The 14,214-nt window shown below is 56.9% G+C and carries 15 protein-coding genes; 5 read left to right on the top strand and 10 right to left on the bottom strand.

The window, feature by feature from the left end; all coding sequences use genetic code 11:
• Positions 1 to 300 precede the first annotated feature (300 nt).
• The 3 genes from LDN04_RS07375 to LDN04_RS07365 all read left to right on the top strand — a co-directional run bounded on the left by LDN04_RS07375 (position 301) and on the right by LDN04_RS07365 (position 2,723).
• Positions 301 to 1,929: an ABC-F family ATP-binding cassette domain-containing protein gene (locus LDN04_RS07375; RefSeq protein ID WP_223908478.1), complete on the top strand. Its 1,629-nt coding sequence runs from the start codon at positions 301 to 303 to the stop codon at positions 1,927 to 1,929.
• A 147-nt stretch (positions 1,930 to 2,076) separates the two neighbouring features.
• Positions 2,077 to 2,397 (top strand): hypothetical protein, encoded by a 321-nt coding sequence (locus tag LDN04_RS07370; protein WP_223908477.1) that lies wholly within the window; start codon positions 2,077 to 2,079, stop codon positions 2,395 to 2,397.
• 62 nt (positions 2,398 to 2,459) lie between these two features.
• Positions 2,460 to 2,723, top strand: coding sequence for a hypothetical protein (locus LDN04_RS07365; protein WP_223908474.1), 264 nt, complete (start codon positions 2,460 to 2,462; stop codon positions 2,721 to 2,723).
• A 101-nt stretch (positions 2,724 to 2,824) separates the two neighbouring features.
• Here LDN04_RS07365 and LDN04_RS07360 read toward each other — a convergent pair whose 3' ends face one another.
• The 6 genes from LDN04_RS07360 to LDN04_RS07335 all read right to left on the bottom strand — a co-directional run bounded on the left by LDN04_RS07360 (position 2,825) and on the right by LDN04_RS07335 (position 8,472).
• On the bottom strand, positions 2,825 to 3,556 hold the full coding sequence (locus tag LDN04_RS07360; RefSeq protein ID WP_223908471.1) for an amino acid ABC transporter ATP-binding protein: 732 nt from the start codon (positions 3,554 to 3,556) through the stop codon (positions 2,825 to 2,827).
• A gap of 82 nt (positions 3,557 to 3,638) precedes the next feature.
• Entirely contained in the window at positions 3,639 to 4,769 is a 1,131-nt protein-coding gene (chrA, locus tag LDN04_RS07355; RefSeq protein WP_223908468.1) for a chromate efflux transporter, read from the bottom strand.
• Positions 4,766 to 5,662 (bottom strand): DUF1259 domain-containing protein, encoded by an 897-nt coding sequence (locus LDN04_RS07350; RefSeq protein WP_223908465.1) that lies wholly within the window; start codon positions 5,660 to 5,662, stop codon positions 4,766 to 4,768. The genes chrA and LDN04_RS07350 overlap by 4 nt, the downstream gene beginning before the upstream one ends.
• Positions 5,663 to 5,707: 45 nt before the next feature.
• The gene (locus LDN04_RS07345; RefSeq protein ID WP_223908462.1) at positions 5,708 to 6,322 is read right to left on the bottom strand and encodes a family 16 glycoside hydrolase; all 615 of its coding nucleotides are present in this window, start codon (positions 6,320 to 6,322) and stop codon (positions 5,708 to 5,710) included.
• Between the two features lie 151 nt (positions 6,323 to 6,473).
• Positions 6,474 to 7,721, bottom strand: coding sequence for an outer membrane beta-barrel protein (locus tag LDN04_RS07340; RefSeq protein ID WP_223908459.1), 1,248 nt, complete (start codon positions 7,719 to 7,721; stop codon positions 6,474 to 6,476).
• Positions 7,722 to 7,827: 106 nt separating this feature from the next.
• Complete coding sequence (locus LDN04_RS07335; protein ID WP_223908456.1) at positions 7,828 to 8,472, bottom strand: DUF3793 family protein; 645 nt, start codon at positions 8,470 to 8,472, stop codon at positions 7,828 to 7,830.
• 277 nt (positions 8,473 to 8,749) lie between these two features.
• Here LDN04_RS07335 and LDN04_RS07330 point away from each other — a divergent pair, with 277 nt between their 5' ends.
• Positions 8,750 to 8,890 carry a hypothetical protein gene (locus LDN04_RS07330; RefSeq protein WP_223908453.1) on the top strand — a complete coding sequence of 47 codons (141 nt, stop codon included), beginning with the start codon at positions 8,750 to 8,752 and terminating at the stop codon, positions 8,888 to 8,890.
• Positions 8,891 to 8,957: 67 nt separating this feature from the next.
• Here LDN04_RS07330 and LDN04_RS07325 read toward each other — a convergent pair whose 3' ends face one another.
• The 3 genes from LDN04_RS07325 to LDN04_RS07315 form a co-directional block, all read right to left on the bottom strand.
• Entirely contained in the window at positions 8,958 to 9,758 is an 801-nt protein-coding gene (locus LDN04_RS07325; protein WP_223908450.1) for an amino acid ABC transporter permease, read from the bottom strand.
• A 96-nt stretch (positions 9,759 to 9,854) separates the two neighbouring features.
• Positions 9,855 to 10,670, bottom strand: a complete 816-nt coding sequence (locus LDN04_RS07320; RefSeq protein ID WP_223908447.1) for a transporter substrate-binding domain-containing protein — start codon at positions 10,668 to 10,670, stop codon at positions 9,855 to 9,857.
• Positions 10,671 to 10,806: 136 nt separating this feature from the next.
• Complete coding sequence (locus LDN04_RS07315; RefSeq protein ID WP_223908443.1) at positions 10,807 to 11,679, bottom strand: diacylglycerol kinase family protein; 873 nt, start codon at positions 11,677 to 11,679, stop codon at positions 10,807 to 10,809.
• 289 nt (positions 11,680 to 11,968) lie between these two features.
• On the opposite strand from LDN04_RS07315, the gene LDN04_RS07310 reads away from it, so the two are divergent.
• On the top strand, positions 11,969 to 13,879 hold the full coding sequence (locus LDN04_RS07310) for an LTA synthase family protein (RefSeq protein ID WP_223908440.1): 1,911 nt from the start codon (positions 11,969 to 11,971) through the stop codon (positions 13,877 to 13,879).
• A gap of 93 nt (positions 13,880 to 13,972) precedes the next feature.
• Here the strand turns inward: LDN04_RS07310 and LDN04_RS07305 are convergent, their stop codons facing one another.
• Positions 13,973 to 14,173 carry a cold-shock protein gene (locus LDN04_RS07305; RefSeq protein ID WP_214175282.1) on the bottom strand — a complete coding sequence of 67 codons (201 nt, stop codon included), beginning with the start codon at positions 14,171 to 14,173 and terminating at the stop codon, positions 13,973 to 13,975.
• Positions 14,174 to 14,214: the final 41 nt, after the last annotated feature.

Here is a 14,214-nt window from a genome sequence, read left to right as displayed (position 1 = left end):
GGCGAGGATTGAGGCGACGCAAGCGTACAGACAGTACGTTGAGGAGCCGAAGACGAGCCAACGCAGATAGCGCCTTGATGTGGAATTGGTATAACCTCAAACGGTCCCCATGGCAACATAATGTTTGCGCAGGAATCAGCTGAAGAAACTGCCCCGGAGAATGGGGGAGGACTTCACGTGCCCGAGCCCCCTTGTTCGTTTGTTGGCAAAAATTATGTTGTCAATCGGGGGGTTGGCGTGCTATCAGGTTCAGTTCTCAATTATAAAGAATGTCATGTTTCAATGCCTGGAGCAGAGATTATGATTCACCTGTCGAACATCGCCAAGCAGCACGGTTCCCAGATCCTCTTCCGCGACGCCAGCTTCCAGATTCTCACCGGCAGCCGAACCGGGCTGGTAGGGCCCAACGGGGCGGGCAAGACGACCATATTCCGGATCATCACCGGCGAAGAGGAGGTGGACGCCGGCGAAATCACCTGCGCAAAAAAGACCACCATCGGCTACTTCTCCCAGGACGTGGGGGATATGGCGGGTCGTTCGGCCCTCGAGGAGGTGATGGCCGGCTCGGCGGAGACCGTCAGGCTCGCCGCCGCCTTGAAAGAGATGGAAGCGGCCATGTGCGAGCCCCAGTCCGACGACGACATGGCTGCCCTGCTGGAGCGTTACGGCGTCGCCCAGGAAGAGTTCGAGCACCGGGGGGGATACGACCTGGACACCCGCGCCCAGACGGTGCTGACCGGCCTCGGCATCGGCCCCGACCGGTTCAACCATCCTGTGGAGTCCTTCAGCGGCGGCTGGAAGATGCGCATCGCCCTGGCAAAGATCCTGACCCTGAAGCCGGATGTACTGCTCCTGGACGAGCCGACCAACCACCTGGACGTGGAGTCGATCATCTGGCTGGAGGAGTGGCTGGCGGGGGATTTCGACGGGGCGCTTCTCATGACGAGCCATGACCGGGATTTCATGAACCGCATCGTCACCCGGATCGTCGAGGTGGCCAACAGGACAGCCACCACCTACGGCGGCAACTACGACTTCTACGAACGGGAGCGGGACATCCGCAGGGAACAGCTTCTCGCGAGCCACAAGCGGCAGCAGGATATGCTCGCCAAGGAAGAGGAGTTCATCGCCCGCTTCGCCGCCCGGGCCTCCCATGCCGCCCAGGTTCAGTCACGGGTGAAGAAGCTGGACAAGATCGACCGGATCGAGATCCCCCCCGAAGAACGGACCGTACGTTTCGAGTTCAACGAACCGCCCCGGAGTGGCGATGACGTGGTAGTGATGGAGAATCTGGGAAAGGTCTGGCTCACCCCCGACGGGCAGGAAAAACCGGTATTCAGCGGCGTCTCCGGCATCATCCGCCGCCAGGAGAAGATCGCGGTGGTCGGGGTGAACGGTGCAGGAAAATCCACCTTCCTCAAGGTGCTCGCCGGCCAGACCGCCCCGACCGCTGGAAGATCAGCCCTCGGGGCCAATGTCGAGCTGGGATACTTCAGCCAGCACGCCATGGAAATACTGGATCCGCGCAAGACGGTGTTCGAGACGGTGCAGGATGTCATGCCCCTCGCCACCATCGGCGTCATCCGCAACCTCCTGGCCGCGTTCCTCTTCAGCGGAGATGCGGTGGAAAAGCGGATCGAGAACCTCTCCGGCGGAGAAAAGAGCCGGGTGGTGCTCGCCACGCTCCTGGGGCGACCGGTCAACTTTCTCGTGCTGGACGAGCCGACCAACCATCTGGACATCCGCTCCCGGGAAATCCTCCTGGATGCCCTGCAAAATTTTGCCGGTACCGTCGTGCTGGTGAGCCATGACCGCCACTTCCTCCGTTCACTTGTGAACCGGGTGTTCGAGATCGATCATGGCGAAATGCGCGTTTACGAGGGAAATTACGGTTATTACCTGCACAAGGTCCACGGCGAAGACCATTAGGGGGTTTCCGTCCCCCTCCAGTCGCTCCCGTCAGTTGGCGGCATACCGACCAGCCTTTCCTGCGTTGAAAAACGTTGACAATTTCCTGCCGTTACCGTACAAATGCGGACTGTTTGCCATACATCTCTCGAAGCGGAGCAAGAAATAATGAAAATGCTGATCATTTTACTCCTGGTGATAGCCCCCTTCGGATACGCGTACTACAACAAGCCGCTTTTACCGGCCCACAAGGAAAAAATCTATCTCGTCGCCACGGGCAGTGACAAAGTCACGGACCAGGAGATCTATTCCCAGCCCCAGTGGGACGGACTCGAATTTCGCGACTGGCTCATCGTGACGGCGACCCAGGACAAGGAGAAGCAGTCACTGGTTTCCTGGGGCTTCGTCGGCTACCTCAAGATCGTCGACACCGACTGGGCGCTCAAGGCATTCGACCTCAAGCCAAAGGATGCCGAGGGAAGCAAGTAGGCCATAAACCAGCAGAGGATGCCACGGGATCGTGTGGATGGCGTCCGAACAGAGGAGACGACATGCTCAACGATGTGGGTGCGGAAGTTTACCAGACCTGGAGTTACGAGCAACGCCACGAAGAGATCGGCAAACTGGTCCAGGGATTCCGAAATGGCCTGCCGATCGAGTTTCTCTGCCTGATGGCGACCTCAATCGCCGGCAGCGAGTCCCTCGCCAAAGAGCATCTTACCGCGCTCATCCCCTCGAAAGAACGGCAAGCCATCGTGGCAGCGGCGCAGGGTGACCGGAAAGCCCGTTCCCGGATCAAATCTTTTTTCATCTAATCACGACAAACGCCATCCCCCCAGTGTCAGCAGACCACCAGCACTCGAAAGCCCGCAAATGCGGGCTTTTTTTGTTGCAACTCCATCGGTCTGCTTTATCGCTAGTATTTCAGGATTTTCGCCAGAAATTTCCGAAGGGATTCGCTCCGGGGGTTGCCGAACATTTCCGCTGCCGGCCCCGATTCCGTCATCTTGCCGTCGCAGACGAAAAGGCATTGGTCGGCAACGGAACGGGCGAACCCCATGTGGTGAGTGGCCATGATCAGGTCACGCCCCTCCACGCGCAGCTCCTGGATGATGTCGAGCACCTCGGCGGTCATTTCCGGGTCCAGAGCGGAGGTCGGCTCGTCGAGGAGAATAAACCGGGGCTTGATGGCAAGGGCCCGGGCAAGTGCGACTCGCTGCTGCTGTCCCCCCGAAAGCTGGGCCGGCTTTTTCCGTGCATGGGGGGTGAGCTGGAAGCGCTCCAGGAGCGCATGGGCCGTCTCCCGCGCCTCGGCCGGAGAATTGCCATGGACCTTTTCCAAGGGGAGAGTGATGTTGTCCAGGGCAGAAAGATGGGGAAACAGATTGAAGGACTGGAAGACCGTCCCGATGCTCCGCCGGTGCCGAAGCAGGCTCTCCTCGGCAAAGTCGACCGTTTCGCCGTCGATCGATAGCCCCCCCGCGTCGGGGACCGCCAGTCCACCCATGACCCGGAGCAGGGTGGTCTTCCCCCCGCCGGAGGGGCCAATGATGACAAGGGCATGGAACTCCGGCAACTGCAGGGTGACGTCATCCAGGGCCGTCTGCGGGCCAAACCGCTTGGTGATGCCGGTCAACTCAAGTCGCATGGCAAATGTAATCTCCGTTACTGTTATTTACACGTTAGGTCGCTTGTGCGCTTCAATAAACCTGCTGGGACATAATGTGCTATCAAAAAAAACCCTTAGCCCATAGTCCGACAAGTGCCCCGGCAGCAACGATGGCAGGTTCAGGAACCTTCAACACCAACAAGATGAAGCTCCCAGCAGCCGTTGCAACGGTAACGGCATCGTATATGGATTGCTCTCCCAAGATGACAGAAGCACCCGCTATGGCGCCGGAGGCTGCGGCAGTGGCCCCTCGTATAAACCCCTGCAGCCTCGTATTGCCCCGATGCCTGATGATGTGCCGCCCAATGAAGAGCACGAAGAAATAGACCGGCAGAAATACTGCGGCGGCGGCAACGATGGATCCCCAGAACCCCGCCGTCAGATAGCCGACGAAGGCTGCGGTAATAACCACCGGGCCGGGAGTGATGATCCCGACGGCCACGGCATCGAGGAATTGTTGTTCCGTCAGCCAGTGATGCCCCAGCACGACCCCTTGATGAAGGAACGGCACTATCGCCAGCCCGCTGCCGAAGGTGAATGCCCCCGCCTTGAGAAAGAAGAAAAGCAGGCCGGAAAGTTTTGGTGCCGAAGCTGCGGCGCCTATCGGAAGAACTGCAGCAAGCGGTGGGAGCTGCGTTGTGTTACCTGGTTTCGACAGGAGATACCCAATAACTCCGGCGACAAGGAACAGGGCGGCGATTTCAGTGCGCGCTGCAACCGTCACCACTGCGGTAGCCGCGAAAATCATCCACATCGAAATCTGACGGTGCACCGTCTTCCATGCAAGCCGTGCGGCCGACATCGCCACAATCGCTATCACTGCCGGACCGATGCCGTAAAATAGCGCCTGTACGACCTGAAGCCCCCGGAATCGGACATAGAGCACCGATATCGCAAGAACGATGAGAAACGCAGGCAGAATGAACAGAATGCCGACGAGGGATGCACCAAGGGTGCCGTGACGTAGGAAGCCGATCCACATCGCCAACTGCGCCGCCAGCGGTCCCGGCATCATCTGGGAGAATGCCAGCCCCTCCGCGTATTCCTGGTCGGTCAGCCAACCTTTGGGGACCAGGTCCCGCTGCATGTATGCGGCAAGGGCAATGGGGCCTCCGAAACCGGTAGCTCCCAGCCGCAGAAAATAGAGTGACAGTGCGCGCAGGGTGCACTCATCGCCGTATTCACTGCTCATCGTTTACCGGCTGCCGTTTTTGCAAGCGCCCCTTTTATACCGTTTGCCAGCAGTTCTGCATTGCCGGTCCCCCAAAAATGCAGGAACATGATCCGCGGCTCCTCGTGTGTCATATGATTATGAATCGCCACGATGCCGATGCCGGCTCTGCGCAGGGTCTTCAGCACCTCCTGCAATTCCGGTTCAAGCATGGCGAAATCCCCGTCCACCACCGCTTTGCTGTCGGTCCCGGCAAAGGCAGCCCAGGTATTTATCCCCATCTCCTTTCCCACATCGTGGCCATGCATCTTTGTCGTCCTACCGATCGTGACCTTGAAGACACCGTTCTTGAATTCTCCCTTGCCGAGTATCTCTTCAAGCTTGTTCGTGGACAGTTTCGACTGTGCCGGGTCGATATCGGTCGTGGGAACCTTCCCCTTGCCACCCGCAGTATCCCGAACGGCGGCAAAGACCCTTCCCACGGCGGCAGCCAGATCCTCGTCCCTGCCGACACCTCCAATGTGCATGAACATGATGCGGGGCGTGTCGAACGTGAAGTGGTTGTGCAGTGCCGTCACCTCAAGGCCGTTATGCAACGCCGCGTCCATGACGGCATCTATCTGATCTTCGAGGAGAACAATGTCCCCCATCACCATTGTTGCATCCCCGGCCTTTATAAATGCCGCCCAGCAGGTGAGTCCCATGGGAGGAGTGATCTTCGCGCCCGCCACCTTCGCGGAAAGGTCTGACCGGGGCATCAGCACCTTGAATACCCCTTCGTTCTCGTTTGCCGTTCCCTTCAGGCCGGTAAGTTTCTCTATCACTGCCCCATCGGGAAGCCCCGCCGCCGTTGCGGATGCCGTTGCTGCAATCAGCAATACGAGCACCATACCGGCAATCCTGAGTTTTACCATTGCCGAACTCCTTTCACGGGACACGGTCAGCTAGCCCCATCGGCTTTACTCGGCAGTAACCTCGACATTGTCAAAACAGGTCACCGAATCGGCTTTGGTCCACAGCCCCACCTTGCCTGCTTTGAATACATCGTCGTTCGCCTCCACTGCCAGTTCGCCATTGAGATAACCGCGTATCCTGTTACCCTTCACTTCCACCCGCAATTCCTGCCATTGCCCGGAAAATACGGTCTTTGAGCTTTCCTTGATGACGCTACGACTTCCCCCCTGGTACCGGTAAATATTGACATTGTTCTCCAGGGCATTTGCCCGGAGAATGTAGTAGTTATCCTTGTCCTGGATACGGAAGATGATTCCCGCAGCCTGATCTTCTGTGCCGGAAATAGGCTTGAAACGGGTTGATATCATCACATCTCGGTACACCTTGTCGCTTAGAGCAAGGGCGGGATAGTGCGCCGATCCCGTCTGACAGAGGGCGTTTGGCTTGCTCGGCGCATTTGCCTCCGCGCGCACGAGCCATTTCCCGCTGAAACCATGCATCCCCGCCGGCAGTCCGCCCACGGGATCGGCATCGAATGTCCAGTAGGCCCGGCCCGTACCTGCCGATGCGACCGCAGCGAAAAGAAGAATAAACCCCGAAAAAACCAGAATATGCCGCATTTATAACCCCTTAATGTTGATTTTGAGGCTGGTGCCATTGATTTCCGTCTGGTCTTCGTTGAATGACCGGTCGTTGTAGCTGTTTGAGGTCAGAGAACCGGAAGCTTGCCTCGCCGAACAGTCTGTTCAGCGCCATGGCATTCCCGCACGGTTAGAACACAAATCCAAGAGTGACCTGAAATTTGTCGTTGTCAAGCGGGATCTCTCCGGCACTCCGATGATCGCTGTATATCTGGTAATCGGCCTTGACCACCATGGTCGGTACCGGTTTGAATGCGATGCCGAAGGTGGTGTACGTGCGATCGAACCTGCCGCTTACCAGGGAAGGGTCCATTGCGCCGCCATCCTGGGTGTTGAAAGCCGAGTAGCGGGTGAACAGTACCGCGTCCGCTTCGGACAATTTCCCCTGTTTCAGGCTCTTCGGCAAGACATGGTACGCTCCCTCTACCCAGTAGCCTGACATGTTATGACCGATGTCGGTAACGCCGAGTGCCACAGGGTTGTCCTGGTAGACACGGGCGTATTCCCCCATGATGTCGAAATCGCCGATACGGTATTTGCCGTCAAAGGCTGCGACGGTAGTATAGGCTGCAGGTTTTCCCGATGGAGCAGAATTGCCGGTATAGAAAGAGATATTGGTGTAGAGATTGGTGAATGGGCGCAGTTCGACACGACCGGTAATCGACTGATTGCGGTTGCTGTCTTTGCCGAAATTCTGACGCCCTTCCCTGATGCCGTTTTCCGCAGAAAACTGGCTGCCGTCGAGACCGGTCATGGCCAGAAGTTGGTAATCGACCCTGTCGCCAAGTTGACCATGGATGCCGGCCCCCATCTCCTGCCAGGTGCTGGGAATTATGATCTGGTCAAGCTGGGGACGGGTGGTGGAGTTGTAGTTGGTCGGCTCGTGGTAAAGGTTGACCGCTCCCACCGGTACCAGCATGACACCGGCCTTGACATTGAAAGCCCTGGTGAGCTTGAAGTCGAGGAAAGCCTGCTCGACCGACACGCCGCCGTCGGGGCCACCATCGGGAACCCCGCCATGTTCCCACTCGAGCTCGGTGTTCAGGGTGAGCCAGTCCGCCAGCCCGGAATTGACGTAGAGGACCATTCGTCGTGGTTCAAAGGTATTGCCGCCGTTGCCGTTGCCATTTTCTTTCCGGAACAGATAATCAAGTTCCCCGTACCCTCCAATCCTGGTTCTGTCCCAGGTTTTCTTCAGATAGCCATCTTCTGCTTTTGGCTCCGTGGCCTTTGTCTCCTCTTTCTCCTTCATGGTCTGCATCTGCTTATTCAGGTCGTCCACCTGTTGTTGCAGCTCTTCAAGCGAGCTGGCGTGGGCCAGGGGGACCGTGGCAGATAAGAGTGTCGTGACGGCCAGCGTGGTGAAAAGTTTTTTCATGAAACCGATTCCTCCTTTGGTTTGGCCTTGCCGGGGCAAGGAGTGTGATGTGGCAGGGATATCCCCTGTGGTTGTGGTGTACGATTAAAGAAATTGATAGTCATTTTCATATGTGGGGTAAAAAAAGAGAACGCCCGGGATACGAATTACCCGAAAGACACTCATAGGGGGACGAGCAGCACGCCAGGTCCGTTGCCATCCGGGCGCGGCAACTGCGAAAGGTTTCCGCAAGGCGGAGGCTGTTTCGGGGGTCGCCATACATCTTCCAGGGCCCCTGGCAGGTAAAGGGAATCCTTGCCAGCCCCATGAATCCGGCAACGTCCTTGAGGGGGTAGCCGAGAAACATGCCTATTTCGTGGGGGAAGACCCCAGCAGCCAGACTTTCCGTGAGTTTGTCCAAGACCCCGGTCAGGCAGAGGTCGTCGGCATACCCCTCCCGATGAAGGATGGCACGGATAGCCGGGGAGAGAAGAAGATTTTTCAGCGCCTCGGGTTGGTAGAGAAGTACCAGCACAGAATGTCCACGATCTGCCAGTTCATGCGCCTGCAAGGGAGTTGCATCCAGCACCTGCTTACCCCATGCCTTCCAGAGGCGGTACGGATTCCTGCCGCACGAATTCGTGCGGTCAGAAATGGAGAGCAGGTTGGCGGGCTTGACTCCAGCAAGCACTTCAGCTGACTCAAGGGCCACATAGGAAGCAAGGCAGTCCCGAGGGTCGCAAAAGCGCTTTGCGATGTCTTTCCAGGCCAAGCGACGTGCTCTGTCCCGCCTGTCCAAGCCGGGAACATCCGTAGCATCACTGTTGTGCGTCGACTTCAGATCTCCAGTTTTCCGTAGCGGTTGACAAGAAAATTGAGATTGGGCCATATATTTCTCTCTCCATGCATTTTTTATGAACTTATAGAAAATGATATTCATTGTCAACATTATTTTTTTAAGTCGCCGCACACGTTCGTCAGTTCTCAACCAGTACCCGACACGCAACGAAAGTGTTCGCCGCGCAGATTAAGACACTGCTGTCCACCATATGACGCAGTTAGACGCGCTGGCCGAGAAAAACTTCGCGAGCGAAGCCAAGGTCTGGGATGACATGAAAACCCACAGGCACGTCATTGCCGATGCTCTGGCGGACGGGCTTGCGAAGCAGTTCCCGAAAACGATCCGTTAAGTGGACTTGACCAGGAGAGAGGGGAAAGGGACCGGCAGCTTATTCATGAAGCAGCCCGTCACTTTTTTTACGTTTCATAGCGGAAGCTCTTCTCTAGCCACCGGGAAAGAAGCGAAATGGGGAACGTCAGGGCCATGTACCCAACCGCCAGGGGAAGGTAACTCTCCAGCGTACTGTAAGTGAAGGCGTTCACCTCCTGGGCGTTGAGGGTGAACTCGCTCACGGCGATGATGGAGAGGAGGGACGAATCCTTGATGAGGGAGGCGAACTGCCCGGCCAGGGGGGGGAGCGTTCGACGGAACGCCTGGGGAAAGACCACGTAGCGGTATATCTGCACCCGGCTAAGGCCGATGGCCTTTGCAGACTCCAGCTGGGATTCCCCGACGCTTTCGATCCCCGCCCGGATTATTTCGCAGATATAGGCTCCGGCAAAGAACGAGAGAGTAAGGATCCCCACGGCATAGCGATTGCCAACCCCGAACGCATCGGCCACCACGTAGAAAAAAACGAGTATCTGCACAAGAAGTGGGGTTCCACGGATCGCTTCGATATAGATTTTACTGAAATAGCGGAGGGGAAGAAAGCGGCTTTTCTGGGCCAGGGCAAAGAAGAGGCCGATCAGGAGGCTGAGGGAGAGGGAGGCCGCCGAGATGGCAACGGTCACGAGCCAGCCGTTGAGGAACTTCTGCCGGTAGCCATAGACTGACTCCCAACCCCACTGGTACTGAAGCTGGTGGAAGGCAAAGGAAAAAATGAGCGCCACCAGGAGGAAGGCGCTCAGAAAGCCCATCAGCCGTGCGGCACGGGAGATCGACTCTCCCGAACCGGCACGGGTGGCGAAGAAAAGACTCGTAATTTCCCTACTCATAACGGTTCCGGGAGCGGGGGACAGGCGTACGGGAAGATGCGTCGAGCACCCGCTCCCGCAGGGCAACGCAGAGATTGCGAAAAAGCCACGCTCCTCTCATAGGAAGAAGGGATATCCCAGCTTCTTGAACGCCTCCTTCTCTTCCTTCAGGTAGGTGTCCCCCAGCTTCTCGAAACCGCCCCGGGCGCGAAAATCCTTGAGGAATCCGTTTACCTGCTCCTTCAGCCGGTCATTCCCCTTGCGAATCCCCACTGCCCACGATTCCTTCTGGAATGGCACAAGCAGTGCGCGCGTCGTGTCCTGGTTCTTCCGCCAGTTCTGGTAGGTGGACATCTGGTCATAGATGAAGGCATCGGCCTTCCCCTGCACCACCTCCAAGACCGCTGCCGCCTCCTTGTCCAGGACGAGCACCTTTGCCCTGGTTATGTGCTTCTCCGCATAAACATGGCCGGTCGTCCCCTTTTTCACCGCCACGACCCGCCCCGGCTGGTCCAGATCCTTGATGGAGGTGATGGGGGATGTTTTCTTAACCAGGAGACAGAGGCCGGTTTCCAGATAGGGGGCGGAGAAATCTATGGATTTGGCCCGCTCGGTGGTGGCGGTCATGGAAGAGATAATGAGATCTATCTTGCCGGTCTTCAGGGACGGTATCAGGCCGTCGAAAGCGGTGTTCCGGATGACGACCTTCCTGCCGAGCGCCTTCCCCAGTTCGTGGGCGAGGTCGACGCTCACGCCGGTCGGCGTACCGGCCTTGTCGGTCATCTCGAAGGGGGGATAGGCCAGTTCCATGCCGACGACCAGCGTATCGTTGGCACCCGCCTGAACCGGTGTCGATGCAAAGGGTGACAAAAGTATCGCCAGCAGCGAGAGGATCGGCCACCACCACATTTTCCCCCAGTATCGTTTCATCATAATTACCCCCTTTGCATTGGCTGCAGTGGATTCGGACAGACCGAAGAACATTCTAACCCCCATCGGGCTATTGTCAACGGCCAGGGACAGGGCCAGGATGCAGGGGAACATCATCTACTGTATGCCGGTATACCGGTCAGACAAGGACCTTTACGAATTTTTCCACCGCCGTTATGCGCAGCGGCGAGCGGCCGGCATAATCGCCATCCACCTGGACCGCCTTGGGGACGGAAATCTCCAGGAGCCGCGCGGGAAACGTGATAACTCCGGGCTCCGTCGGCACCAACCCCCGGAGCAGTTCCAGGGTGAGCCTTGCGTAGGTCCGCCTCGTACACCCCTTGATGCAGACCAGCTGAAATCCCGGCGTGAAAATGTCGGCCCCCGGAGCCAGCACGAAATCACCCCCGTATCTGGCGCCGTTGCAGATGACAGCGCTGTGGCATTCCACCTCTCTTCCGTCTGCCCGTATCCGCAAGGGCTCCCGGTCCCACGCCGCCAGCCGTCTCATGGCAGAAAGGACATACGCCCCTTTGCCAACGACCCTCTTTTCCCCGAGGCGCACGTCTTCGACCACGGCACCGTCAAAACCGATGCCGGCCATGAGTGAAAAATACCTTTTCTCTTCCTGAGCTTCCAGCAGGCCGACCGCCATAGAGCGCGCCTCGCCGCCTGTGATCTTTCGGATCGCGTCCTCCAGCGACCTGATTCCCAGCTCCTTGGCCAGCACATTTGCCGTGCCGAGGGGGAGGATCGCCAGGGTGGCTTTCCCCGGTGCGAGCCCGTTCAAAACGCCGTTGATAGTCCCGTCACCACCACCGACAACGATGAACGGCTCCGCCGCCTCCGTGCAGATGCGCCGGGCGAAGAGGCTGGCATCCGCGGCACTGCCCGTGAGCAAAAGCTCGGGGACTTTTCCCCGTCGCCGCAGGGTGGCTACGATCTCTTCTATTCTCCGCGGGGAATAGCCACCCGACGTGGGGTTTACAATGAGAAAACATCGATTATTCACCAGAACGTCCCCTCCACGAAATAATCACCGCCAACAACGTCAAATCCTTTTATAGTGCAGTTACCGGCAGCATTCAATTAAGAACTTGTCCGCACATAAGCTTTCCATCCTTGCCCGACACGTTCCCCTCCGTCCTGCCTGCCACCTCCTGTCACCTGCAGTTCGCGTGTATTGTCCTCTGCTCATAACCCCTCGTTAACACGAATAATCTGTACTTCCGGCAGGTTAATACGGTATTCTGCTTGGAGTTTCAGCATACAAATCCTGGCCCTAGACGGGAAACACCACCATGTCGGCAATCAAGCGCTACCATTCATTATTCGTATTATTTTCCATCGTCATCCTATTTTCGACGGTCACCAGGACCATTCTCCTTGTCAAGGCCCTGCCGAATCTGGACTTAAATCCCCTTCTGCTCCTGAAAATATACGGCGTCGGCTTCTTCTTCGACTGTGTCACCTACTCCTATTTCGCCATCCCCTTTGCCCTTGTTGCCACCCTCCTCCCGGACAAGGTCTTCAACAGTGGATGGTTCAGGCCGGTCGTGTGGCTGGTAGGTTTCGTTCTCACCTACCTGATGTTGTTCAATGTCGTTTCGGAGTTTGTCTTTTTCGACGAATTCGGCACCAGGTACAATTTCATCGCCATAGATTACCTCATCTACACTACCGAGGTGGTGCGAAACATCCGCGAGTCCTATCCGGTCAGCTGGATTCTGGTCGCCCTGTTCCTTCTGAACATCGGGATATTCATCCTGGTGAAAAAACGGCTGAACCACTCCTTTTCCTCAACCACCACACTGGGCAAACGGCTCCGGGCCGGCCTCATCTTCGCGATACTGCCGGTTATGTCGTATCTTTGCGTCGACCTTTCCCTCTCCAGCATCTCGCCGAACAATTACGCCAATGAATTGGCGGGGAACGGTATCTACAACCTTGCGGCCGCCTTCCGAAACAACGAACTGGACTACAACCGGTTTTACGTCAGCAGAGACGACAAGCTGGTCCTGGCCCGGCTCAGAGGGCTCCTCACAGAAAAGAACAATCATCTGGCAAGCAACGATGCCCGTGACATAACACGCGTCATCCAGCATGCCGGTCAGGAACGGCACCCTAACATCATCGTTATTGTCGAAGAGAGCCTGAGCGCCGAATACCTCGGCGCATTCGGCAACACGAAAAGACTCACCCCCAACCTCGACAATCTTGCCGACAAATCGCTCTTCTTTACCCATCTCTACGCCACCGGGACGCGGACCGTCCGCGGTCTTGAAGCCATAACCCTCTCCATCCCCCCCCTCCCCGGCACCTCCATCGTGAAACGCCCCGACAATGAAAATTTTTTCTCCTGGGGTTCGGTGATGAAGGCCAAGGGGTACGATAACAAGTTCATCTATGCCGGTCATGGCTATTTCGACAACATGAACTACTTTTTCGCCAACAACGGCTTCGCGACCGTCGACCGTCTGAACTTCGCCAAGGACGAGGTGACATTTTCCAACGCGTGGGGGGTCTGCGACGAGGACCTCTTCGGCAAGGTCATCAGCGAAGCGGATAAATCCCACAAGGAGCGCCGACCCTTTTTCAGCATGGTGATGACCACGTCCAACCACCGCCCCTTTACGTATCCGGACGGCAAGATCGACATCCCCTCCAAAGCCGGCCGCGACGGCGGAGTCAAGTATGCGGATTATGCCATCGGCAGGTTACTGGCGGAAGCCAGGAAGCACCCCTGGTTCGACGACACCGTCTTCGTCATAGTTGCTGACCACTGCGCCGGAAGCGCCCGCAAAATTGCGCTCCCGGTAAAAAACTACGAAATACCCCTGTTCATCTATGCCCCAGCCCTTATCAAGCCGCAAAAAATAGACAGGATGCTTAGCCAGATCGATATAGCGCCGACAGTCCTTGGACTTCTGAACTTCAGCTACACCACCAGGTTTGCCGGCAAAGACATCATGAACATGGCTGACGGAGAGGAGCGTGCCTTTATCTCCACCTACCAGAAACTCGGTTTCATAAAGGGGGACAAACTCCTCGTCCTCGGTCCACAAAAAGAAACCGGTTTCTACAGCTTTTCCCGGCATGATGGCACGACAACCCAAATACCCCCGCAGGAAGAGCTCTTGCTGGATGGGCTCGGCTATTTTCAGGGGATGAACTACGTCTACAAAAACCGGTTGAACCGTCTGAACAACTGACCGGGCAATCCCGTTCCCAATCCTTTTTCCTGTTCACGACAAAAAAAAGCCCCGGATTTCTCCGGGGCTTTTTCCAGCTATCGAGTGTTATCGTTACACTCTGGTTACGTTAGCCGCCTGCAGGCCTTTCGGACCCTTGACCACGTCGAACGTTACCCGGTCGCCTTCGGTCAGGGATTTGAAACCGTCACCCGTAATGGCGGAGAAATGTACAAATACGTCTTCACCATTCTCTTGCTCAAGAAAACCAAACCCCTTGCCATCGTTAAACCACTTCACTGTTCCGTTTGCCATGTACCTTTTCCTCTACTTCTTGGTTATTTCATCCGGGAAAA

This window comes from Geobacter sp. AOG1 (genome assembly GCF_019972315.1).
In the GTDB taxonomy this organism is placed as follows: Bacteria; Desulfobacterota; Desulfuromonadia; order Geobacterales; family Geobacteraceae; genus Geomobilimonas.
Note: the sequence above shows the minus strand (reverse complement) of the source record. Positions and strands in the feature narration are given on the sequence as shown.